We start from the raw sequence: 21,682 nt of genomic DNA, 5'->3' as shown, positions 1-21,682 counted from the left end.
CGATATCGTGGAGCTCGAAGGAGGGGCCATGAACGAATACCGCATCGGGGAGCTCGCGCACATGGCGGGGATCACCACGCGCACGCTGCGCTTTTACGAGGAAGTGGGGCTGCTCGCGCCCTCGGGCCGCAGCGAACGCGGCTATCGGCTGTACTGCAGCGCAGACGCCGATCGGCTGCAGGAGATCTTGCTGCTGCGCCGCTGCGGCGTGGCGGTGCGCGACATCGGCCCGCTGCTGAGCACGACGCCCGCCGAGCGCGCCGATCTGCTCGCGCGCCATCTTGGCCGCCTGCGCGACGAGCGGCTCCGCCTGACGCGCCTCATCGCCACCGTCGAGCGAACGCTCGCGACTTTGGAAGGAGCTGGGTCCATGACCGACATCGAGAAGTTCGAAGGTTTCAAACGGAATCTCGTGGATAAGAACGAAAAGCGCTACGGAGCCGAGGTTCGCGAGCGCTACGGAGACGACGTCGCCGACGAGAGCAACAGGAAGATGCTGAGGATGAGCAAGCAGGAATATACGGATTTCCGCAAACTGGAAGAGCAGATCCGCACCGAGCTGGAGGGGGCCGTCACGGCGGGAGACGATCCCGCGGGCGAGACGGGCGAACGGATCTGCAGCATGCATCGCACGTGGCTGGGCTATACCTGGCCCGCGTATTCCGCCGAGGCGCACCGCGGGCTTGCCGAGGCCTACGTCGCCGACGACCGATTCCGCGGCTATTACGACCGCGCGGTCGAGGGCTGCGCCGCCTGGCTGCGCGACGCCATCGTCGCCCACGCGCGGTAGAATCGGGCAAGCGGCAGCCCGAAGGCCGAGCACGATAACCCGCATGAAAGGAGTCGGCATGGCAGAGACCCCCAGAGAGCGCACGCTGTTCATAGACGCCGACGCATGCCCCGTCACGCGCGAAGCCCTGGCCTGCGCCCGACACGAGCGCATCCCCGTCGTCATCGTGGGCAACGGCACGCAGAACCTCGAGCGCCACATCCGCCGCGACGACCCGCGCGACGCAGCGCACGCACGGGGACGCGACCGCGCGCACGCCGGCTTCTGGGTAGAGGCCCTGACCGTTTCCGCCGGCGCCGACAGCGCCGATTTCGCCATCGTGGAGCGGCTGCGGCCCGACGACGTGGTGGTCACGCAGGATATCGGTCTCGCCAGCATGGCGCTCGGCCGCGGCGCCGCGGCGATCGGCGTGCGCGGGCGCATCTACACCCGCGCCACCATCGATATGGACCTGTTCATCCGCCACGAGGAGAAGAAGGTGCGCCGCGCCGGCGGCCGCACGCACGGCCCCTCCGCCTTCACCGACGACGACCGCGAGCGCTTCGTCCGCAACCTCACGCAGCTGCTACACCCCGATAGGGGCGGCCGCGGCCTCCCGGACGGTCGCCCCTAGAAAAGCGCCATGAACACAAAGCCCCACACCACGCCGACCGCGTAGAGCATCGCCAGGATGATGGCGTTCTCGCGGGCGTTGTGATTGGTGCGGAAGAGCACGAGGAACCCCACGCCGGCGCCCACGAGCGTTCCCGACATGAGCGGAGCGAAGCCGAGCACGCCCTCGAGGTAGAGCTGCGTGATCACCACGCTCGCCGCGCAGTTGGGCACCAGGCCCACCAAGGCCGAGGCGAACAGGGCGAGCGTCTGGTTGCTGGCGAGAAATGCCGAGAGCGCGTCTTCGCCCACAGTCTCGAGCAACGCCACGAGCGCCAAGGTGACGATGAAGATGAACAAGCTCACCTGGATGGTGTGGGACAGCGCGCTGCGGACGATGGGCCAAACGGTCCCGCCGCCCCCGTGCTCATGCCCATGGGAATTGGCGCAGCAGGCATCGTCGCCAGGCCGTACGTGACGGTGCGAGGTGTGCGCGTGGGCATGGTCCCCATGGCCCTCATGGACGCCAGTGGCGTCGTCCGCATGCCCCGGCCCGCCTGCCGGCGCGTCGTCGCAGCCGCAGTGGTCATACTCGCAGAGGCGATGGATGTATTCGGTGCTCTCGCCGGCATCAGCCATCTCGTCGATGAGGTCGCGCTCCGCCTCCGTCCCGCGCGCCAGGCGCCTCAGGGCCGCATGGGCATGCGCATTGCGGCTGAGTGCCCGGAGGCCGAGGTCGATGGCGAGGCCGGTCACCGCTGCGACCGCCGCCTTGACAAGCAGGATTCCCGCGAGCGAGCCGGCATCGAGGCGCTCCGCCATGAGCAGGGGCAGCATCTCGTCCGACGTGGACAAAAACACCGCCGCAAGGGTGCCGAGCGTGATGACGCGGCCTGCATAGAGCGTGGCGCCCATTGCCGAAAAGCCGCACTGCGGGACGACGCCCAGCACCGCGCCGACCACCGGTCCCGCGGCGCCGGCACGTTTGACCAGCGAGTTCACCTTGTCACCGGCAGCGTGCTCAAGCGCCTCGAGCACCAGATAGGTTACAAACAAAAACGGCACGAGCGGCCAGGTGTCCTCAAAGGCATGCTCGACGACGTGAAGAAGAAGGTCCATGGAGCAGCGCTCCCTTTCGTATAATCGATGTCCGTGTGAAAGGTTAGTACCCTTTCATCCCGGCGCCGTGTGCGACGAATCGGATTCAGGTATTGTATCCGTGCTAGTTTCACATGGCAAACTATTCCATACGATTTCGAGAGGTGACCAACCTGTGAACGTCAGCCAGGCACTCGAATACTCGATGCAGCCCTTCATCCCCATGTTCATCTATGGCGACTACGATGCCATGGAGTCCGAGCGACGCCGCGGCGAGGAGGCCATGAAGACCCTCATCGACGAGTGGCGCGCCAACGACGAGCCGGGCTTCGACTTCAACGTCATCCTGCAGCTCGCCGACCAGAACCGCGAGCTGTGCGACCAGATCGGTGAGAACCGCCTGCGCAACCTGTCGAGCCCACTTCTGGCACGCAGCCTCTCTGACGCCGACACCTGCGCCGGCATCGCGAAGCTCCAGGGCCGCTCGGCATCCGCCGTCGCGCGTGCCGTGCGCGGCGATCGCGACGCCTACGCCGTCGAATGGGTGCGCAAGCCCATCAAGGGCAAGGTGCTGGGCATCGACATCGAGACCACCGGACGCGCCCCCGAGCGCGGCTACATCATCAACGTGGGCTGGGAGCTCATGGACCTCACGAGCGACGCGGTGCCGCACGACCCTGAGAGCTACTACTGCGGCCTTCCCGAGATGTATCGCGAGGCCGGCGTCCCGCTCGCCGACATCCATAAGATCACCTGGGCAGACGTCGAGGGCAAGAAGCCCTTCCGCGAGGACGCCGAGCTGCAGAAGCGTCTGCTCTCCCTCATGAAGAAGCGCCCGTATGTGGCCCACAACGCCGCGTTCGAGGACTCTTGGTTCATGTTGCACCTGCCCGGATACGCCGAGGCGCGGCGCGAGGGCAAGATCATCGTCATCGACTCGCGCCAGATCTGCCGCTCCATCGACGAGGAGGTGCGCACGCTTCCGCGCGAGAGCTCGCCGGCAAGCCTCGAGAACTGGGCGCGCCGCCGCGGCACCCTCGCCGCCGACGAGGCGGAGCGCCACCTGGGTCTCGACGACACCGACCTCATGCTCCGCACCATGCAGGCAGAATTCAACCGCAAGGGCATGTTCAAGGCGTAGACGCGACACTTCGCTGCCTACGGAGCCGCACGCATGTCCGCTCAGGGACGTCGACGCAGGTCGGCGTCCCTTTTTCATCGGCGTCGTCGCGAGCCGGCGCCTCCTCGGTGCCGGTGAGCGTTGCGCGCCGCTACGCGATCAGCGCGCGAATCGCCTCGGCGACGCGGGCGACGAGGGCATGGTCGCCCCCTCGCGACACCACCCCGACGCTCAGGTCTTCGGTCTCGCAGAGCGCCGGAAAGAAAAACGTGCACTCATCGGGAGCGTCCGCGACCGATACGGGGATGCCAGCGGCGCGGCAGCGCTCCCCCACCAGGCGGTTCGTCTCCCGGTCGCTCGTCGCCGCCACCGCGAGCGAGCAGGACTCCTCGTCACCCGGCAGGAAGGGGCGCAACACCAGCTCGACCGACCCCGGGGCCGCCCCGTTCGCCCACGCCTCGGCGGCGCGCGGGTCCACCACCCTCACGACCGCCCCGTGGCTCGCGAGCGCCTCCGCGCGCCGGCGTCCGACGGCACCCGCCCCCACCACGAGGCAGCGGGCGCCAACCAGACTCACAAACAGGGGGAATCGCGGAGGGCTCCCCGCCGGCGCGCAGCCGGACATCAGTGGTGGCACGCGTTCTCGGGCCCCATCTCGGGGAGGGCGCCCGCGGCGGCAAGCTCCGCCACCGCGCCCACGCCGGGCGTGGTGTTGTCAAAGAGCACCGTGATGCCGGCCTGGGCGAACCCCATCATGGGGCGCATCCCCATGCCCGCAGCGACGATCGCATCGATGCCAGCATCGGCAAGCAGTGACACGGGCCGCATGCACCCGCCCTCCTCGTGGGGCGGATTCTCCAGCACCTGCACCGCCCCGACCTTGCCGTCGTCGATGTCCACCACGGTAAAGCAGTCGCAATGGCCAAAATGTCCCGAGCGCTCGCAGTCCAGACCGCCCTCGCCCATGGTAGGAATAGCAACCTTCATATCCGTCTCCTCCTTGTTGGACGCGTGTCCGCCGATGGTTTGCCCCATTCTCCCACAACGGGCAGGCGACGTCCCATGCAAGGCCGGCGCGCCGCGCCCCCGCCTGCACCCGAGCCGCCGCCGCGGCGCCCGCTCGAGGCCGGCGCGGGCGCGCCTACGCCCGAGCCGCCTCCACGAGGGCGGAGAAGATCTTGCGGCTCGGCTCATCGACCTTGTGGGCAAACTCGGGGTGCCACTGCACCGCCCAGAAGAAGCGAGACGCGGGCCGCCACACCGCCTCGACCACGCCGTCGGCAGCGGCGGCCATGACCTCGAGCCCCGGAGCCATGTCTCGCAGCGCCTGGTGGTGATAGCTGTTCACGGCCAGCTCGCCGGCGCCCACGCACGCGGCGAGCGGCGTGCGGGCGAGCACCTCGACGCTGTGGACGGGCTGGTCGTACGGCGGCTTGCCGTGGTGCTCGATCGCCGACGGACGCTGACGGGGCAGGTCCTGCCAGAGCGTGCCGCCAAGGACGGCGTTTGCCACCTGGATGCCCCGGCAGATGCCGAGCGTGGGCACGTCGCGCGCCACGAGCTCGGGCACGAGCAGCTCCTCCATGGCATCGCGCTCGGGACAGAGCTCGCCGCAAAGCGCCGCGGCATCGGCCCCGCGCTCTCCATAGAGGGCAGGCGCCACGTCCTGACCACCGGTCATCACCACGCCATCCACCACGTCGAGTGCGCGGGAGAGCGCCTCGGCATCCGCGGTCAGCGGCAGCATCACGGGCACCCCTCCCGCCTCGGCCACGGCGTCGAAGTATCCCGGCAGCATCCACAGGCTCTCGAGCTTATAGTCGACAAGCGGCACGACGCCGATGACGGGGCGCTGTGACATGGGTCTCCCTCCTCGCGGTCTTCTCGGCCGACCATTATACGCAAGCGGACCGCACGCGATAGATGCGCGCCCACCGCATGCGCCGGCAAAGGGCTCCGGCGCGAGTCCCACGAAGGCGGGCGCCCCGCCCGGCAACGGCAGGCTCCGGCGCGCCCATGACCCTTTGCGGACCCATAGCGCCCGCTGTCGCAAATCAGGGGGCGATACGTTTGCGGCGAGCCTATCATGAAAGACACCTGTGCCGCCTGACGGGCACAGCCACGAGAGGGGAACCGCATGAAGTATCTGATTGTCGGCGGCGTGGCCGCCGGAACCAAGGTTGCCGCAAAGCTCAAGCGCTGCGACCGCACGGCCGACGTGCGCGTCATCACCCGCGACGCCGACATCTCCTACGCCGGATGCGGCCTGCCCTACTACATCGGTGGAGGCATCGCCACGCGCGACGAGCTCATCGTGAACACCCCGGCGGCGTACGAAGGGCTTACCGGCGTCGCCGTAGAAACCGGCGTCGAGGCCACGGGGCTCGATGCGGCGGCGAAAACCGTCGCCGTGCGCCGTGCAGACGGCTCGGTGGGCGCCGAGCCCTACGACAAGCTCGTCATCGCCACCGGCGCGGCGCCGTTCGTGCCGCCCGTTCCCGGCACCGACCTCGACGGGGTCTTCTGCGTCCGCACGCCCGACGACGCCGAGCGCATACGCACCTATGTGGACGAGCTCCCCTGCCGACGCGCCGTGGTGGTGGGCGCCGGCTTCATCGGCCTCGAGGTCGCAGAGAACCTGCACGCCCGCGGCCTCTCGGTCACCGTCATCGACGCCGCGCCCCAGATCATGCCCAACGCCTTCGACCCCGAGATGGCCGCCTGGGCCACGCGCCAGCTCAAAGCGATCGGCATGCGCATCATGACCTCGTGCGCGCTCGCCTCCATCAGGCCCGGCGAGGGCGCAGGCGCAGGCCGCGCGGCGTCCGTCGAGACCGCGGCGGGAACCCTTCCCGCAGACATCGTGGTGCTCGCCATCGGGATCCGTCCCGCGACCGCGTGGCTCGACGGCTCGGGCATCGAGATGTTCAAGGGAACCATCGTCGTAGACGAGTACCTTAAGACCAACCTGCCCGACGTCTACGCCGCCGGCGACTGCGCCGAGGTGCGCAATGCCGTCACGGGCCTTCCCCAGTGGAGCGCCATGGGGTCGACGGCAAACATCTCCGCGCGCGCCCTCGCAAAGACCCTCGCCGGCACCCCGACGCCCTACCCCGGCGTCCTGGGAACCGGAGTCGTCAAGCTTTCCGCCACCCTCAACGGAGGCCGCACGGGCCTCACCGAGGCGCAGGCGAACGAGGCGGGCTTCGAGCCCCGAAGCGTCGTCGCCGTCGTCGACGACAAGGCGCACTACTATCCCGGCGCCTCGAGCTTCTCGGTGAAGCTCATCGCCGACGCGCCCTCGAGGCGCCTTCTGGGCATGCAGGTCTTTGGCGCGGGCGCCGTGGACAAGATGTGCGACGTCGCCGCGATGGCCATCTACCAGGGCCTTGCCGTCGACGACCTCGACCTTCTTGACCTGAGCTACGCTCCCCCGTTCTCCACGGCGATCCATCCCCTGGTAACCTGCTGCTACATCTTGGAAAACAAGCTCGACGGTCGCCTGGAGACCTTCACTCCGGCGCAGTACGCAGCCGGCGAGGCGGCCGGCTGGGAGGTCGTCGACGTCCTTCCGGCACCCACCATCCCCGGCGCGCGCTGGGTGGACCTCACCAAGATCGGGCCGGACGGCATCGAGGGCATCCCGCGCGACGCAAAGGTCCTGCTCGTCTGCGCCAAGGGCAAGCGCGGCTACTTCGCCCAGAACCGTCTCAAGGCGGCGGGCTACACCGCCACGCGCGTGCTCGAGGGAGGCATCACGTTCAACGAGGTCAAGGTGCCTCGCCAAGGCACCAAGCTTCCCGCAGCGGAGATCAAGCGCTTGAAGGGCCTGGGGTGTCTCCAGGACAAGCGCTACGACGACGTCTTCAACATCCGCGTGATCACGCGCAACGGAAAGCTCACCGCCGCAGAGCAAAAGGTCGTCGCCGAGGCAAGCGAGCGCTTCGGCTCCGGCGAGGTCACCATGACCACGCGCCTCACCCTCGAGATCCAGGGCGTGAGGTACGAGAGCATCGAGGACTGCATCGCCTTTCTGCAAGACGCCGGCCTCGACGCGGGCGGAACCGGCTCCAAGGTGCGCCCCGTGGTCTCCTGCAAGGGCACCACGTGCCAGTACGGCCTCATCGACACCTTCGAGCTCTCGGAGAAGCTCCACGAGCGCTTCTACGTGGGCTACCACGGCGTCGAGCTGCCGCACAAGTTCAAGATCGCCGTGGGCGGCTGCCCCAACATGTGCGTCAAGCCCGACCTCAACGACCTGGGCATCGTCGGGCAGCGCGTGCCGGGGATCGATATGGACCGCTGCCGCGCGTGCAAGGTCTGCCAGGTGGTGAAGGCCTGCCCCATGGGCGACGCCCAGGTGGGGCCCGACGGCAAGATCACCATCGACGAGACACTCTGCAACCACTGCGGGCGCTGCATCGGAAGCTGCCCCTTCGGCGCCATCACGGAAGACCTCGTTGGATATAAGGTCTACATCGGCGGGCGCTGGGGCAAAAAGACCGCCCACGGACAGGCGCTCGAGAAGATCTTCACGAGCGAGGACGAGGTGATGGCCGTCGTCGAGCGGGCGATCCTCTTCTTCCGTGACGAGGGGCGCTCGGGCGAGCGCTTCGCCGACACCGTGGCGCGCCTCGGCTTTGACTATGTGCAAGACAAGCTGCTGACGGCGCCCATAGACAAGGACGCCATCTTGGCAAAGCAGGTGACGGGCGGCGCCACCTGCTAGGCGGCCCACTTGGAGGGTCCTGCCCCGTCGCGAGCGGCGCCGGGGGCGGGGCCCTTGTCCCCCTGGCTTCTCAAGCTGTCGACGAGCGAGAGGATCGCGTCGAGACGGCGACGGACCAGGTCGGCATTTCCGTTGATGCCCTCCTCGGTCACCCGCTTCCATGTGGAGCCGTCCACCGCAAGCGTGGCGTCGGGCACCACCACATACACCATGGTTCCGGCAAATACCACCGACCCCGCCTTTCGGAGCGGCAGCTCTTCGCGGCAGGCGTCGAAATATGCCTCGAGCGCGCGGGTGACGGCGGGGCTCAGCAGCGCCTGGGCGCATTCGGGACAGTCGGTGCGGACGTTGAGCCAGCTGCCCGGGACCCTGCCGAACCCCTGGCGCTCCCCCGGCAGGAGCGTGGCGACGCCGCGCGCGACCCCGGCCGCCGCCCCGGCGACGCGTTCGCGCCAGGTCACCGCCGCGGGCGCGCGCCCGTCGACGACCTCGACATACCCCTGCGGGACCGAGGGGATCGAGAACGGTGCACGCAGCTCGTAGACGAGATGCTGGCGCAGCACGTTGTCCTCGCCTGCAGAGTCCCAGGCCTCTACGGCATAGATGCGTATGTCGCCCTGGGGCGTGCGCCTGCAGAGCGTCCCCTCGTAGAAGTCGACGCCGTCGACCAGCTTGAGCACCCCGGAAGGCAGCAGGGTGCGTATCTGGTCGGGGCCGGCCGAGGCGTCGAACGAGAAATCCGGGTACAGCTCGCGCATGACCTGCGGGAGCATGCGCGAGCAGTCGCGTCGACGGGGGCGCGCCAGGCGAAAGACCGCGGCGACGGCGCCCAGCGCGGCGACGGCGACGGCGCTCGACGCCGCAGCTCCCCATGGTGCGGGAAGAGCCTCGGAAAACGCCCGGCACACGAGCACCGCCACGACCGCGGTGCACACGGCGATCGCCGGCGCGGCGTGCTCGGCGCGCAGCATCGAGCGCACCTCTCGAAAGGTGCTCGGCGTGATCTGATGCGCCTTGAGACGTTGCCATCCCATCGTCTATCCCCTCGCAACCCGTACCATACCCGTGGCGAATCATGCGCGGAAACCTATGACATCAACCTATCGGATTAAGGGGCAGGCCTCGGTATGTGAAACGTAAGGATTGTGTTAGCGTTGCCAGCGTGCCAAACAGATGAGATACGCGTGTTAGGAGCCGCCATGTTCAACCTCGTCCTCTTTGAGCCTGAGATTCCCGCGAACACGGGCAACATCGGCCGCACCTGCGTGGTCACCGGCACGCGCCTCCACCTCATCCGACCGCTCGGCTTCTCCCTGGACGACCGGGCGCTTCACCGGGCCGGTTTGGGATACTGGCAAAACCTCGACGTGACGGTCTACGACAGCTGGGCGGATTTCTTGCAGCGCCGCGGCCTTGCCGCCGAAGGTGCCGAGCCCCGGCTGCATCTGCTCACCAAAAAGGCGGCCCGCCTCTATTCGAATGCGACCTATCGCGACGGCGACTACCTGGTGCTCGGCAAAGAGAGCTCCGGCATTCCCGAGGAGATCCTCGCCGCGCTTCCCAATAGCTGCGAGCGCATCCCCATGCTGCCCGACGACGAGTCGCTCGCAAACGCCGAGGCATGGGCGCAGGCGTCGGACCACGGCGCGAGGGAGGAGCATGCCGCCCTGCGCCGCCAAGACATCTGCGGCAACTTCATCGACCCCGACGACTACCGCATCAGCGCCCTCAACCTGTCGAACGCCGCCGCCATCGTCCTCTATGAGGCGTTGCGTCAAACCGGCTTCCCCGGCATGGGCCACATGGAGGCGAAGGCGCTGTAGCCCTTCGGGAGCGAGGTCGCCCCGGCGGCTCCCGCGGCGCTAGACCTCCTCGGTTACCCCGCGACTCGGATCTCCCCGACCGTCCCCGCGACCCGAACCTCCTCGGCCGTCCCCGCGGCACAGGTCTCCTCGGCCACCCCTGTGGCATGGGCTTTGTCGACAGGGGGTATAAGGGGGTTACCAATCAGCCAAGGAGGTATCTCATGGCCAAGGGAAGCGCAGCCGCATCACGCAATCTCGTCGCTGCACGCGTTGTCTACGGGGCGGCTTGGCTCGCCTGCCTTGCCTTGTACTGGGGAGGCCTGGCAACAGGGGCCCTCGGAGGAGGCGGCATCATGGGATACACGTTGCTGGCGCTCTACGTCGTCCTGCCTGCGGCCGGCTTCGCCTCATCCCTTCTTATCGGCCGGACCGCATATCTCGGACGATGGCGCATCGTCGCCGCGCCCGCGATCGCCATCTTCTTTGGGCTCTTCATCAAAGCGACGTTTGGCCTCTCGAATATGCTCGGATTAACCAACATCGCTGACGACGGCCTCTTCGCACTCGCCCTTGGCCTCGCCCCCGCAGCCATAGGGCTCGCGATCGGCTGGGCGACCGCACGACGGAGCGTCGTCGGCTCGCAGTAGGTCGTCGGGCAGACCGTTGTTCGCAGGACGCGGCCCCTACATGATGGTCAATCCATCCATGCGCTGGGCAGGCAACCGTCAGGGCGCGCTCCCCGTTGGTCATACATCGCCTCCACTGGGCAAGCCGTTTGCGCCTGCCCGCCTCTCATGGTCACAAAACGCCTTCCCTGGGCAGCGAGATAAACAGAAATCGTGCCCGACGTGCCAGACAGCATCCGGACCTTGCCCAGCAAACCCATAGATTGACCACCGGCGCTTTCCCGTCACGCATGCCATACCCAGAACAAGGGGCTATCGACCATCGTCCACGCGCATCGCGAGACCTCTGCCCAGCGCTCGCGAAATTGACCATGCGCGCAGCGGAATCAACGGTCGCGTGCGAGGCGTGCATCGAGCGCCGCGAGCCCCGCGGCGAGTCGCTCGGTGTGGTGCTGCATATGATTGCCCGGACCCACGACCAAATCCACCGCACAGCCGTGCTCCCGCAGGATGGCGGCGCATGCCTCCAGATCGTCCTGAACACCTCGCATGATAGGCGCCCCGGCGCGGCGCTCCTTCTTCCCGATCGAAAGATACGCGTAGCGTCCCGCTCCGTCCGGGCACGTGCGCCGCAGATAATCGACCCATCCCTCGTACCAGACCGAGCCCGAAAGACATGCGCAGGCAGAGAAGGGAGAGGCGGCGTGCACAAACGCATAGAGCGAGAAGAGCCCGCCGAGCGAGTATCCGCAGACCGCACGACGCGCGGGATCGAGACCCCTTGCTGCCTCGACCGCGGGAATCGTCGCGTCCACAAGCTCCGCGAGCGTCTCGGCGGCTCGGCCGCCGAAGTCGGGAGAGCCCGGGCGCACGCCCGCCGCGGGCCAAGGGGTCAGGCTGTCGTCCCAACGGCGCACGGGCACACGCACCACATGCGCGCGCAGCCCCTCAGCCGCCGTGGCCAGGTCAAAGGGATGCTCGGGCAGGTCGACCACATACACGACCGGAGCCTTCGACCCGCCCGCGCCGTGAAGGACCTCGCACCCGTCTAGGTCGACGTAGCTCACAATCCCCTCACCCCCTCTTCGATGTGCATGCCATACAACACGAAAAGCGCGCTACACGAAGCGACCCAGAAGGCCCTGCAGCTTTTTGTCGAACGTAAGGACCTCACGCCCACCCTCGGCCACCTCAGCCGCCAGCACACAATCGACGAAGTCGAGCGAGCTTGCGCTGTACAGCCCCAGCGCCGTCGTGGCGACGCGCTTGCGACGGCACGTCACCTCATCAAGCAAAATGCGGAGGCTCTCGGCGATGTCCGAGCGGCTCGCGCGGTACACGCCCGAGAGCACGTATACGCACTCGGCCAGCACCTCTACCGTGACCTCTGCACCCAGCTCAATACTCCGCGCGACAATGTCCGCCTGCTCCTGGACGTCTTCCAACAAGTAGCGAAGCACAGCGTCGGCATCAAGCAACCTCTCCATGCTTCACCACCATCGCCCGCTCGAACGCACCCCCCCCTGTAAGCCCTTTCCGTCACAACTATACCCACCTTATTGACCATCTTGTTAGTCAACTTTTGAAGTAGATAATTCGAACGAGGCAGAGGGCGGCAGAAGCTCCACCGGACCTTCTCTCAGCGTGCAGCTCGCACGCCGCCGCAAGTGGAGCGACGACGGACCCGCTCGCCGCCGGAGAGGCGCGCGCCGTTCTCGCCGAGCCGCGTCCCCCAGCCCTCGGGCATGCGATCGACGAACTCCTCGCAGTGCGCCGCCCGCGCCGCGGCGAGCACCTCCTCGTCGGAGGCGCCGGCGCGGCCCATGCGGATGTTCTCCATGACCGTGTCGTCAAAGAGCGTCACGTCCTGAAAGACCACGGACACGTTTCTGAGCCACGACTCCTCGTCGAGCCCGGCGAGGTCCACGCCGCCCGCGCAGATCGCGCCGGAGGAGGGCGAGAAGAACCGCGCGACGAGCTTTGCCACCGTAGACTTGCCCGAACCGCTCGGCCCCACGAGCGCCGTCACCGTACCCGGCTCCATGGTGAAGGAGACGCCGCACAGGACCTCGTCGCCGTTCCCGTCATACGAGAAGCGCACGTCGCGAAGCTCGATGGACCTCTCGCCCAGACCCGCGGCGTCGCCCGACCCCGCAGCCACCGGCTCCTCGGCAAGCGCCCGGAGGCGAGCCGTGCGGCCCGAGAGCGAGAGCAGGTTCGGCAGCTGCGAGAGGATCGAGGTGATGGGACCGTACACCCGCGAGACGATGAGCAGGAACATGAGCAGCGTGAGGACGTCGACCTCGCCGCCCGAAAGAAGCATCGTCCCCACGAAGACCGTGATGCCCACGCCCGCCTGGAGCACCGTGGTCGCAGCCGAGACGCATACGTCAACCGCAAGCTCGACCTTCATGGCAAGGTCGCGAAGCGTCCCGAGCGCCGCGCGCATAGGCTTGGAGCGCGCGCCCACCTGCCGGCACGCACGGATGTCGCGGATGCCCTCGATGTAGTCCATGAGCTGGGCCGACGCCGCAAGGCGCGCCTTTGTCTGCCGCTCGAAGAGCCGTCGCTCGTGCTGGCGCGCGGCAAGCACGATGCCAAGCGCCACGGGCAGCGTCACGAACACGCAGAGGGCGAGCCTCCACTCGAAGAAGGCGAGCATCGCGCAGACCACCGCCGTGGAGACGCAGCTCGCCACGAGCTGCGGGACGGTGCTCGACATGAGCGACTCGCGGCTCGAGACGTCGCCCATGAGGTTCTCGGTGAGCTCGGAGAGGTCGCGCTGGTTGAAGAAGCTCATGGGCAGCCGGCGCAGGTGCTCGGCGAGGCCCATGCGCGTGGCCTCGGTCTCGCGATACGCCGTGACGTAGGTCCGCCGGTAGTCGTTGCGCGCGCAGAGAAACACCACGACGAGCCCCACGGCGCCCGCCGCGAAGAGGCCCCAGAGCCCTCCCCAGTCCGCCTCGTCGCCCGTGAGCCGCATGAGCACCGCCCCGAAGACCATGACGGTGAGGGCGAAGGGCACCATGAGGGCCAGGTTGGTGAGCGTGCACGCCGCTATGGCGCGCCTGAGGCCCCGATACCCCTCGTCGGTGAGCGCGAGGGCGCGCTGGATGCGGGGCGTCTTGCTTGTTGCGGCCATCTAGGCCACCTCCTTGTCGTTCGAGGCGTTCGACTCGATGCCCCACGAGAGGGCCTGCGTGTAGCGCGCCCACATGCGCGCATAGGCACCGCGCGCGGCGAGCAGCCCCTCGTGTCGCCCGCGCTCCGCCACGCGCCCGCCGTCCACGACCGCGATCTGGTCTGCACCGACCACCGTCGAGAGCCGGTGCGCGATCATGATCACGGTCTTGCCCGCCATGAGCCGCTCGAAGGCGAGCTGGATGAGATGCTCGTTCTCGGGATCGGAGAACGCCGTGGCCTCGTCGAGCACCACGATGGGGCGGTCGGCCAGGATCGCGCGGGCGATGGAGACGCGCTGCGCCTCGCCGCCCGAGAGATGCACGCCCGCGCTGCCGAAGACAGTGTCGTAGCCCTGGGGCAGCGCGCGGATGAAGGCATCAGCCTGCGCGGCGCGCGCCGCCTCGACGACCTCCTCGCGCGTGGCGTCGGGCCGGGCCATGCGAATGTTCTCGAGCAGGCTCGCCCGGAAGAGGTGGACGTCCTGGAAGACGAGGCTCATGCAGCCCATGAGGTCGTCGGGGTCGATGTCGCGCACGTCGACGCCCCCGATGCGCACCGCGCCCGCGTCAACGTCCCAGAAGCGCGCCACGAGGCTCGCCACGGTCGACTTTCCCGCGCCCGAGGGCCCCACGATGGCGAGCGTGGTGCCGGCGGGGACGGCCAGGCTCACGTGGTCGAGGGCGAGCGGGCCCGCAGGCGCGCCGTCCTTCTCGCCCGCGCTCCCCTCGCCCGCCGCGCCATACGAGAAGCACACGTCGTCAAGCTCCACGTCATAGCGCTCCGGCACGCGCGCCTCGCCTGCCCGCGGCGCGGGCACAGGCTCGATCCCGAGCACCTCGTCGATGCGCGCGAGCTGCGCCGTAATGATCATGCTGTCCTCGGAGATGTACATCATCTTGTTGAGCGCGCCCGCAATGGAGGGAACAAACAGCAGGTAGAAGATGAAGTCGAGCGCGAAGGCGCGAAAGCTTTCGCCGTCGAGCCCCGCACCGAGCGCGATGCCCACGGGCAGGATAAAGAGATACGCGTTGTTGATGATGGCCGTGAAGGCGGGCATGAGGCTCTGCCAGAAGAGCGCGACGTCGAGCGCGAGGTCCGTATAGGCGCGCACCGCCTCGGAGAGGCGTCCGAACGACTCCGCCGTCTGGCCGAAGGTCTTCACGACGGGCATGCCGCGCACGTACTCCACCGTCGCGTTTGACATGCGCTCCTGGTTGACGAGGTGCCGGCGCATCTTCTCCGTGATGGCCTTGTTGGAGAAGCCGGCCGCCTCGACGCCGAACGCCGCGACCACGCATGCGACGGCGGCCAGCCCGAAGCGCCAGTCGAAGACGAACAGCAGCACGACGATGGCCACGGGCGCGGTGAAGGCCGCCGCCGTGTCGGGCAGCGAGTGCGCGAGGTAGCCCTCGATGGCGCCGACGCTCTCATCCATGATCTTTCCCACGCGGCCCGTGCCCAGCGCCTCGAGCCTCCCCAACGGCACGCGCGCCAGGTGCTCGACGATCTGCAGCTTGAGGTGGTACTCGGCGTCAAAGGCCGCAGAGTGCGCACAGAGCAGGGCCGCGAGATAGAGCCCGATGTTTGCGACCACGCCCGCGACCGCCATCCATCCGAAGCCCGCCATGCGCGCCGCGTCGAGCGCCGAGAAGTCCGGGTAGACCGCGATGACGTCCGCCACCACGAGATACACCGCGACAAACGGCACGAACGTGCAGGCAGACGACAGCACCGAGAGCGCCATGGAGAGGTAGATGAGCCAGCGCCCGCCTCCCGTGAACCCTATGACGCGAGCGGCCCAAGATTGCCGACTGGTCGCTTGCCCGCCCGTGGAACCCGGACATGACTGAGATTTCTCGGCACCCGCATCTTGTGCCGCCCCTGGTTCGTTGTAGGCCATGTGACCTCCTTTCCGCTGCAACCGCGCGAAGGACCATGCGCCGCTCCGCCCGTGTCGCAACAAGTTAGAATAGGCTTACATGGATTCTGCAACGCGATTCAGGGAGGACGGCCGAGCATGGCTAAAACGACCATGGGAAGAGCTCCGCGACCGCACGAAGAGGCCGCGGCCCGCCGCCGTCCCACGTACGATGCGACCGCAACCGGGTCTGACCGATACCCCGGCATCGATCGAACCCGAGACGGCAACCGGCCGGCAGACGCCTGCGAGCTCTTCCAGGCTGCCGAGCTTGAGCGCATGGGTCTGCTGCCGAAAAACGATACCGCCCATGTGGGCGCCCTCTTCGTGGGAGACGGGACGCGGGCATCGGGCTGGTACCACGCGTGGGCAGGCAACGGATTCACGGTGGTCACCTGCGACTTCACGATGCTCGTCGACACGCTCTTTGGCATCGCCACGCGACGCTACCTCACCGTGCGCGGACCAGCGCCCTCCGCAACCAACTCCCCAAAAGACGCCACCACGCCGAGCGACACCGCTGCCATCGCCTATATCGAAACGCGCGAGGGCTGGGTAACCACGCCCGTCCCCGCCGGCACGCGCTTCGCCTATACAGAAGTCGAGTATTTCGATGGGGCGCTCCGTGCCGCGTTCGCCCGCCTTGGCCGAGGCTCGGTCGAAGAGATCTCAAGCCTCTTGGCAGATATGCGCGGAGACGTTAGCTGGGCGCCGAGCGTGCTGCTCTCCTTGGAGGAGATCGGGCGCGCCGATCCAGCCGGTTCGGGAACCCCGCTCATCTACGAGGGCGCGGCAAAGCTGCTCCTCGGCTCGCTCGTGCAAACGGCAGCTGAGGCGCTTCCCGCTGACCGACGCGCCCGCGCAGGCATCCTTGCCGCCATCGAACTTGCGAACACGCGGCTCCGCGAGGGCGCGGGCCAGAAGGAGGCGGCAGAGGTCGCCGGCATGGGGCTCACCACGTTCAAGCGGCTCTTTCGCCAGGCAACCGGCAGCTCATGGGCAACTTACCTCACCATGCGCCGCATGCGCGAGGCAAGGCTGCTCCTCGCATGCGGCTCCACCGTCGAGCATGCCGCCCGCGCCGTCGGCTATCGCTCCCCCACGAGCTTCTCCGCTGCCTTCGCCCGCGCCCATGGCATGTCCCCGAGCCAATGGCGCGCCGCGAGCCGCATGAACGTCGCTCAGGTCGCCGACGCCTGACAAACGGGGCCGGCTCGCAGTCACAGGACGCATGGGCCTACATGGCGGATGACATGGACCAACGGCTGTAAACTTGGGGCGACGCAACGCAGGCAACTGCAAGGCCTGTCTCCTTATACGACCGGAATCATTGTGGCAATGACGTGCCGAGGCGCACAGTCGAGCATGGTTGCGAACGGCCTACCACCGATTGAGGAAGGCGAGCGTCCGACGGAAGGCGTCCTTGCGGCTGGCGGCGCATTCCTGGGGGAACCGCCGCTCCTCACGAAAGAGCCTGAGCATGCCGGTCTCCATGGGAACGGTGGTCATCTCGCTCGACCCCTGGGCAGGCGCCGCGCGCGCCGCGGCACCGGATGGTCAATCCGCCTGGACTCTGGGCAGGCCAAGCGCGCGCGGCCGCACCTGATGGTCAATCTGCCCGATCTCTGGGCATGCGGCCTGCGCCGAATCGGCTTGCATGGTCACGAGACGCCCTCCCTGGGCGGCGGGGCGCCGCGGAGCGTCTCCGAAGAGCCCTCACGGCGGCCAGGTTGTGCCCAGGTGAGGGGCAACTTGACCACCGGGACCCCCGCGCCGCGCGCGCCGTGCCCAGGGCAGAGGGGAAATGACCAGCCTGCGGGATGGGCAGGGGCGGCAGCCGGGCGTGGTCCGACCTGCCCGGACGCCCCGGGGCCCAACGTGTCCCGCCAGCTCGCGCAGCCTGTCAGAGCAAGCCCGTCAGAGCGCCCAGTCGGCGCTCTCGCGCTGGAGCGCGACCATGCGGGCAAAGAGGCCTCCCGCAGCCATGAGACGCTCGGGGCTCCCCTGCTCGGCGACGTGGCCGCCGTCGAGCACGACCACGCGGTCGGCGGCCATGACGGTACGCATGCGGTGGGCGATCACGATGACCGTGCGCCCAGCCAGCAGACGGCTGAGGGCCGCCTGCACCTCGGTCTCGCTTTCCACGTCGAGCGATGCCGTGGCCTCGTCGAGCAGGACGATCGGAGCGTCCTTAAGCAGCGCGCGAGCGATGGAGATGCGCTGCCGCTCGCCTCCCGAGAGGCGCGCCCCGTTCTCGCCGATCATCGTGGCGTACCCTTCAGGCATCCGCGAGACAAACCCGTCGCACCTCGCCGCCCGCGCCGCGGCGAGCACCTCCTCGTCGGTGGCGCCGCGCCGGCCCAGGCGGATGTTTCCCATCACGGTGTCGTCAAACAGCGTCACGTCTTGGAAGACCACCGAGAAGTCCCGGAGCAGCACTTCCGGATCCACCGTCGAGACGTCCACGCCGCCCACCGTCACGCGGCCCGAGCTTGCGTCCCACAGCCTCGCCGCCAGCCGCGCACAGGTCGACTTGCCAGAGCCCGACGGCCCCACGAGCGCCGTGACCTCGCCCTCGCGCGCAACGAAGGAGACGTCCTCGAGCACCTTTTCGCCACCCTTCTCGTAGGCAAAGCCCACGTGCTCGAACGCCACGTCGTGGCCGGCAGGGTCGTACGCCTCGCCGCCCTCGGCGAGCGGCTCCTCGAAGAAGCTCTTCATGCGCGCCGCCGCGGTGCGAGCCGAGAAGAGCTCGGCGATAAGCATGAGCGCCTGGTCGAAGGGAGCGTAGATGCGACTCACCACCAACAGGAAGCAGAACAGGGCAAGAAAGTCGCACGTGCCCTCGAGCACGAGGCCGGCACCCGTGAGCAACGTGGTGGCAAAGCCCAGGCGCAACACGATCTGCGCGCCGTTGACCGCGATCCCGCAGGCAAGCTCGCCGCGGATAGCGGTGCGCTCGGCCGTGTCGACGCTCTCGTAGATGTGCTCGAGATAGCGCTCCTCCTGGTTGGTCGCACGCACCTCGCGCACGCACTCGAGCGCCTCCTGGATGAACTCAGAGGTCTTAAGCCCCGCCATGCGCGTCTTATGCATGAGCGGCTGAAGGCGGGAGCGCACGCCAAAAAGCAGCAGCAGCGCCACCGGCCCCGACCACATGGATGCCACCGCCAGCCTCCAGTCAAAGGCGACCAGGCACACGAAGGCGATGGCCATGGTGGCGTAGGCGCCGTAGAGCTCCGGCAGCACGTGGCTGTAGGCATGCTCGGTGGTCTTGACGTCGCCCATGAGCGTCTCGGTGAGGTCGGCGAGGTCGCGCCGTCCAAAGAACGAGAGCGGGAGCTTCCGCAGGCGCTCGGCAAGGGCGATGCGCTGCCGGCCGCTTTCCTTGTAGATGACGCCATATTGATAGTAGTAGGCAAGCCGTTCGCACACGAAAAGGACCGCGAGGTAGGCTGCGATCGCGGCGACCCAGCCGGCAACGGGCACGGCGAGCGGGTCAAAGCCAAGCGTGCCCCAAGGGCCCAGCTCCACCTCCCCACCCGTAAGCCGCGCCACGATCGCGCTCATGATGGCGTAGGTGAATCCCACGCTCGCAAAGACCACCAGATTGGTGACGGTGGTCCAAACCGCGCCCAGGCGCACGTTCCTCACGCCCTCGTCGGTGAGTGCATACTTCTCCTTGATCGACATCATCGCGCGCTCCCTTCGGCGCTCTGGATCCTCCAACTCACAGCCTGCTCGTAGTCGGCCCACATCCGCGCGTAGAGGCCGCCCGCCGCAAGAAGCTCCTCGTGAGTGCCCTGCTCGGCCACGCGGCCCCCGTCGAGCACCACGATCTTGTCGGCGTTTCTCACCGTCGAGAGGCGATGGGCGACCATGAGCACCGTGCGCGGCGCCCCGTCCCGCCCGTGCGCAAGGCGCCCGAAGGCGGCCTGGATCTTCGCCTCGTTCTCGGGGTCGGCAAAGGCAGTGGCCTCGTCGAGCACCACGATCGGGGCATCCATCAAGATGGCGCGGGCGAGCATGAGCCGCTGCACCTCGCCACCGGAGAGGTGCGCGCCCGCAGCGCCGTAGGCGGTGTCGACGCCGTCGGGCAGCTTCTCGATGATGTCCGCACACTGCGCGGCCTCGAGCGCGGCCATGACCTCCCCGCGCGTCGCGTCAGGCCGCGCCGCGCGCACGTTCTCAAGAATCGACTGCGAGAAGAGCCGGTTCGCCTGGAAGACGAAGGCCACACGCCCCATGAGGTCGGCAGGGTCCATATCGCGCACGTCCACGCCGCCCACGAGCACGCGTCCCGCGCCGACGTCCCAGAAGCGCGGCACAAGGCTCGCCGCCGTGGTCTTGCCGCCGCCGGAGGGCCCCACGAGCGCCACCGTGGCGCCCGCCGGAACCTCGAAGGAGACCCGGTCGAGCGCCGGCGCCTCGGCGCCCTCATAGGTAAAGCCCACGCCCTCAAAGCGGATGGAGTTGTCGGAGGGGACCTGAGGCGCGGCGGGGGCCTCGATCACGGGGGCGGCGAGTACCTCCTCCACGCGGCCCACTGCGTCCGCCGCGGACTGGAACGCCTCGGACATGAACATCACGCGCGTCATGGCGGTGGGAATCACCGCCGAGAAGATCGCGTAGAAGGCGAAGTTCGCGGCAAAGTGGGCGAGGTCGTGCTCGCCCGGCGCAAGCATGACGGCCACCGGCACGAGAAATGCCGCGGCGGCGCTGATGACGGTGAGCGAGAGCGACTGCGGGGTCCGGCACCACTTCACGGCGTAGTCCTGCGCGAGACGAGTGAACTCCTCGATGGCGTCATGGAACGCGCGGAACGAGTAGACCGTCTGCTGGAACACTTTCACGACCGGGATGCCGCGCACGTACTCGGTGCCGGTCTTGTTCATCTTCACGAGCGAGCCCATGTAGCGCGTCATGAAGTCCATGCCACGCCCGCCCATCATGTAGAACATGCAGGCGAGCGACACCGCCACGGGCACGAGGCAGGCGACGCCCAGCCGCCAGTCAAAGACGAAGAAGAGCGCCAGCATTCCCAAGATCATTGCCACCGAGCCCGCCGTGTCCGGCAGCTTGTGCGCAAGCAGCCCTTCGGTCTCGAGGGCGCAGCCGTCCACCACGCGCCGGAGCGCCCCCGAGGCGTGCATGTCGAAGTAGCCCAAGCCCGTATGCATGAGATGGCCGATGGCACGCTTGCGCATGTTGGACGCGCACCGGAAGGCGGCGAGATGCGTGCACATGAGGCCGACGAAATAGAGCGCGATCGATCCCACGGCAAAGCCGAGCGCCCACCAGCCATATGCGGCGATGCCTGTCGCCGCAGCCCAGTCGGGGGCAACCGCGATGAGGTCGCGCGCCGCGAACCAGATGCATACATACGGCCCAAAGCTCACCAGCATTGACGCAGCCGAGAGCACACAGCCCAGATAGGTGAGCGCGCGGCGCGGGCCGGCGAAGGCGAGCAGGCGCCCGACGGCCGAGCCGGAGCCCGCTCCGGCGGCTCCACCAGCTCGCCCATCGCCCGGCACGGACCCCGACGTCGAATGCACGCGCGCGGCGCCCGAGGCGCCGGGACTGCAATCCTTGTCTGCCATATCAATCTCCTTACCGTTGTGTTACGGACGGCCCCCACCGTATCATTCGAGTAAGATATAGCTAACTTATTTGAGCAGATTGGGACGTTTTCGAAAGAGGTGGCATCCATGGACGGCAAGGTGACACAGGACGCCTCGGCATCGCGGAAAAGCCCCGAGCGCCCTGCACGGCATGCGCCCCAGGCGGCGCTCCCCCACGCGAGCTGTCTCTTATACACATCT

19 protein-coding genes are annotated in these 21,682 nt (G+C 68.0%); 7 read left to right on the top strand and 12 right to left on the bottom strand.

Translation table 11 applies throughout. The features are described 5' to 3' along the window. Window positions 1-28: 28 nt before the first annotated feature. Entirely contained in the window at window positions 29-790 is a 762-nt protein-coding gene (locus H6A15_RS08720) for a MerR family transcriptional regulator (RefSeq protein ID WP_204673366.1), read from the top strand. A gap of 58 nt (window positions 791-848) precedes the next feature. Further along, on the top strand, window positions 849-1,403 hold the full coding sequence (locus H6A15_RS08715; RefSeq protein WP_204673365.1) for a YaiI/YqxD family protein: 555 nt from the start codon (window positions 849-851) through the stop codon (window positions 1,401-1,403). On the opposite strand, the gene H6A15_RS08710 is transcribed toward H6A15_RS08715, so the two are convergent. After that, window positions 1,400-2,500 (bottom strand): putative manganese transporter, encoded by a 1,101-nt coding sequence (locus H6A15_RS08710; RefSeq protein WP_204673364.1) that lies wholly within the window; start codon window positions 2,498-2,500, stop codon window positions 1,400-1,402. The two genes, H6A15_RS08715 and H6A15_RS08710, sit on opposite strands and share 4 nt — an antisense overlap. 154 nt (window positions 2,501-2,654) lie before the next feature. Between H6A15_RS08710 and H6A15_RS08705 the strand changes: the two genes are divergently transcribed. Next, on the top strand, window positions 2,655-3,620 hold the full coding sequence (locus H6A15_RS08705) for a 3'-5' exonuclease (RefSeq protein ID WP_204673363.1): 966 nt from the start codon (window positions 2,655-2,657) through the stop codon (window positions 3,618-3,620). Between the two features lie 130 nt (window positions 3,621-3,750). Here the strand turns inward: H6A15_RS08705 and H6A15_RS08700 are convergent, their stop codons facing one another. From H6A15_RS08700 to H6A15_RS08690, 3 genes are all read right to left on the bottom strand, one after another. After that, entirely contained in the window at window positions 3,751-4,176 is a 426-nt protein-coding gene (locus H6A15_RS08700) for an NAD(P)-dependent oxidoreductase (protein ID WP_204673362.1), read from the bottom strand. A gap of 47 nt (window positions 4,177-4,223) precedes the next feature. Continuing rightward, entirely contained in the window at window positions 4,224-4,586 is a 363-nt protein-coding gene (locus H6A15_RS08695; protein ID WP_204673361.1) for a NifB/NifX family molybdenum-iron cluster-binding protein, read from the bottom strand. Between the two features lie 154 nt (window positions 4,587-4,740). Next, window positions 4,741-5,460: a gamma-glutamyl-gamma-aminobutyrate hydrolase family protein gene (locus H6A15_RS08690; protein ID WP_204673360.1), complete on the bottom strand. Its 720-nt coding sequence runs from the start codon at window positions 5,458-5,460 to the stop codon at window positions 4,741-4,743. Between the two features lie 276 nt (window positions 5,461-5,736). On the opposite strand from H6A15_RS08690, the gene H6A15_RS08685 reads away from it, so the two are divergent. Beyond that, complete coding sequence (locus H6A15_RS08685; RefSeq protein ID WP_204673359.1) at window positions 5,737-8,328, top strand: FAD-dependent oxidoreductase; 2,592 nt, start codon at window positions 5,737-5,739, stop codon at window positions 8,326-8,328. On the opposite strand, the gene H6A15_RS08680 is transcribed toward H6A15_RS08685, so the two are convergent. Continuing rightward, entirely contained in the window at window positions 8,325-9,362 is a 1,038-nt protein-coding gene (locus H6A15_RS08680) for a hypothetical protein (protein WP_204673358.1), read from the bottom strand. The genes H6A15_RS08685 and H6A15_RS08680 overlap by 4 nt on opposite strands. Before the next feature lie 165 nt (window positions 9,363-9,527). On the opposite strand from H6A15_RS08680, the gene H6A15_RS08675 reads away from it, so the two are divergent. Continuing rightward, window positions 9,528-10,151 (top strand): tRNA (cytidine(34)-2'-O)-methyltransferase, encoded by a 624-nt coding sequence (locus H6A15_RS08675; protein WP_204673357.1) that lies wholly within the window; start codon window positions 9,528-9,530, stop codon window positions 10,149-10,151. Window positions 10,152-10,297: 146 nt separating this feature from the next. Then, window positions 10,298-10,780 carry a hypothetical protein gene (locus H6A15_RS08670; protein WP_204673356.1) on the top strand — a complete coding sequence of 161 codons (483 nt, stop codon included), beginning with the start codon at window positions 10,298-10,300 and terminating at the stop codon, window positions 10,778-10,780. A 365-nt stretch (window positions 10,781-11,145) separates the two neighbouring features. On the opposite strand, the gene H6A15_RS08665 is transcribed toward H6A15_RS08670, so the two are convergent. From H6A15_RS08665 to H6A15_RS08650, 4 genes are all read right to left on the bottom strand, one after another. After that, window positions 11,146-11,826: an alpha/beta hydrolase-fold protein gene (locus H6A15_RS08665; RefSeq protein ID WP_342635837.1), complete on the bottom strand. Its 681-nt coding sequence runs from the start codon at window positions 11,824-11,826 to the stop codon at window positions 11,146-11,148. Window positions 11,827-11,877: 51 nt separating this feature from the next. Then, on the bottom strand, window positions 11,878-12,246 hold the full coding sequence (locus H6A15_RS08660; protein ID WP_204673355.1) for a PIN domain-containing protein: 369 nt from the start codon (window positions 12,244-12,246) through the stop codon (window positions 11,878-11,880). A 152-nt stretch (window positions 12,247-12,398) separates the two neighbouring features. Then, on the bottom strand, window positions 12,399-13,901 hold the full coding sequence (locus H6A15_RS08655) for an ABC transporter ATP-binding protein (protein ID WP_204673354.1): 1,503 nt from the start codon (window positions 13,899-13,901) through the stop codon (window positions 12,399-12,401). After that, window positions 13,902-15,842 carry an ABC transporter ATP-binding protein gene (locus H6A15_RS08650; RefSeq protein WP_204673353.1) on the bottom strand — a complete coding sequence of 647 codons (1,941 nt, stop codon included), beginning with the start codon at window positions 15,840-15,842 and terminating at the stop codon, window positions 13,902-13,904. A 117-nt stretch (window positions 15,843-15,959) separates the two neighbouring features. Here H6A15_RS08650 and H6A15_RS08645 point away from each other — a divergent pair, with 117 nt between their 5' ends. Continuing rightward, complete coding sequence (locus tag H6A15_RS08645; protein WP_204673352.1) at window positions 15,960-17,060, top strand: helix-turn-helix domain-containing protein; 1,101 nt, start codon at window positions 15,960-15,962, stop codon at window positions 17,058-17,060. A 180-nt stretch (window positions 17,061-17,240) separates the two neighbouring features. Here H6A15_RS08645 and H6A15_RS10580 read toward each other — a convergent pair whose 3' ends face one another. The 3 genes from H6A15_RS10580 to H6A15_RS08635 all read right to left on the bottom strand — a co-directional run bounded on the left by H6A15_RS10580 (window position 17,241) and on the right by H6A15_RS08635 (window position 21,460). Next, the gene (locus H6A15_RS10580; RefSeq protein ID WP_275060848.1) at window positions 17,241-17,369 is read right to left on the bottom strand and encodes a hypothetical protein; all 129 of its coding nucleotides are present in this window, start codon (window positions 17,367-17,369) and stop codon (window positions 17,241-17,243) included. A gap of 408 nt (window positions 17,370-17,777) precedes the next feature. Then, window positions 17,778-19,553: an ABC transporter ATP-binding protein gene (locus H6A15_RS08640; protein WP_204673381.1), complete on the bottom strand. Its 1,776-nt coding sequence runs from the start codon at window positions 19,551-19,553 to the stop codon at window positions 17,778-17,780. Next, a complete protein-coding gene (locus H6A15_RS08635) occupies window positions 19,553-21,460 on the bottom strand; it encodes an ABC transporter ATP-binding protein (protein ID WP_204673351.1) in 1,908 nt (635 codons plus the stop codon). The genes H6A15_RS08640 and H6A15_RS08635 overlap by 1 nt, the downstream gene beginning before the upstream one ends. Window positions 21,461-21,682 lie beyond the last annotated feature (222 nt).

Source organism: Enorma phocaeensis (genome assembly GCF_016901575.1).
Taxonomy (GTDB): domain Bacteria; phylum Actinomycetota; class Coriobacteriia; order Coriobacteriales; family Coriobacteriaceae; genus Limicola; species Limicola phocaeensis_A.
This window is presented reverse-complemented; position numbering and strand designations above follow the sequence as displayed.

What these genes read in the sequence shown, in the direction of transcription:
- H6A15_RS08710 (WP_204673364.1), bottom strand. Translation starts at nt 2,500, where the DNA reads ATGGACCTTCTTCTTCACGTCGTCGAGCATGCCTTTGAGGACACCTGG.
- H6A15_RS08675 (WP_204673357.1), top strand. Translation starts at nt 9,528, where the DNA reads ATGTTCAACCTCGTCCTCTTTGAGCCTGAGATTCCCGCGAACACGGGC.
- H6A15_RS08720 (WP_204673366.1), top strand. Translation starts at nt 29, where the DNA reads ATGAACGAATACCGCATCGGGGAGCTCGCGCACATGGCGGGGATCACC.
- H6A15_RS08715 (WP_204673365.1), top strand. Translation starts at nt 849, where the DNA reads ATGGCAGAGACCCCCAGAGAGCGCACGCTGTTCATAGACGCCGACGCA.
- H6A15_RS08690 (WP_204673360.1), bottom strand. Translation starts at nt 5,460, where the DNA reads ATGTCACAGCGCCCCGTCATCGGCGTCGTGCCGCTTGTCGACTATAAG.
- H6A15_RS08670 (WP_204673356.1), top strand. Translation starts at nt 10,298, where the DNA reads ATGGGCTTTGTCGACAGGGGGTATAAGGGGGTTACCAATCAGCCAAGG.
- H6A15_RS08640 (WP_204673381.1), bottom strand. Translation starts at nt 19,553, where the DNA reads ATGTCGATCAAGGAGAAGTATGCACTCACCGACGAGGGCGTGAGGAAC.
- H6A15_RS10580 (WP_275060848.1), bottom strand. Translation starts at nt 17,369, where the DNA reads ATGACCACCGTTCCCATGGAGACCGGCATGCTCAGGCTCTTTCGTGAG.
- H6A15_RS08650 (WP_204673353.1), bottom strand. Translation starts at nt 15,842, where the DNA reads ATGGCCTACAACGAACCAGGGGCGGCACAAGATGCGGGTGCCGAGAAA.
- H6A15_RS08695 (WP_204673361.1), bottom strand. Translation starts at nt 4,586, where the DNA reads ATGAAGGTTGCTATTCCTACCATGGGCGAGGGCGGTCTGGACTGCGAG.
- H6A15_RS08645 (WP_204673352.1), top strand. Translation starts at nt 15,960, where the DNA reads ATGGCTAAAACGACCATGGGAAGAGCTCCGCGACCGCACGAAGAGGCC.
- H6A15_RS08635 (WP_204673351.1), bottom strand. Translation starts at nt 21,460, where the DNA reads ATGGCAGACAAGGATTGCAGTCCCGGCGCCTCGGGCGCCGCGCGCGTG.
- H6A15_RS08680 (WP_204673358.1), bottom strand. Translation starts at nt 9,362, where the DNA reads ATGGGATGGCAACGTCTCAAGGCGCATCAGATCACGCCGAGCACCTTT.
- H6A15_RS08655 (WP_204673354.1), bottom strand. Translation starts at nt 13,901, where the DNA reads ATGGCCGCAACAAGCAAGACGCCCCGCATCCAGCGCGCCCTCGCGCTC.
- H6A15_RS08685 (WP_204673359.1), top strand. Translation starts at nt 5,737, where the DNA reads ATGAAGTATCTGATTGTCGGCGGCGTGGCCGCCGGAACCAAGGTTGCC.
- H6A15_RS08660 (WP_204673355.1), bottom strand. Translation starts at nt 12,246, where the DNA reads ATGGAGAGGTTGCTTGATGCCGACGCTGTGCTTCGCTACTTGTTGGAA.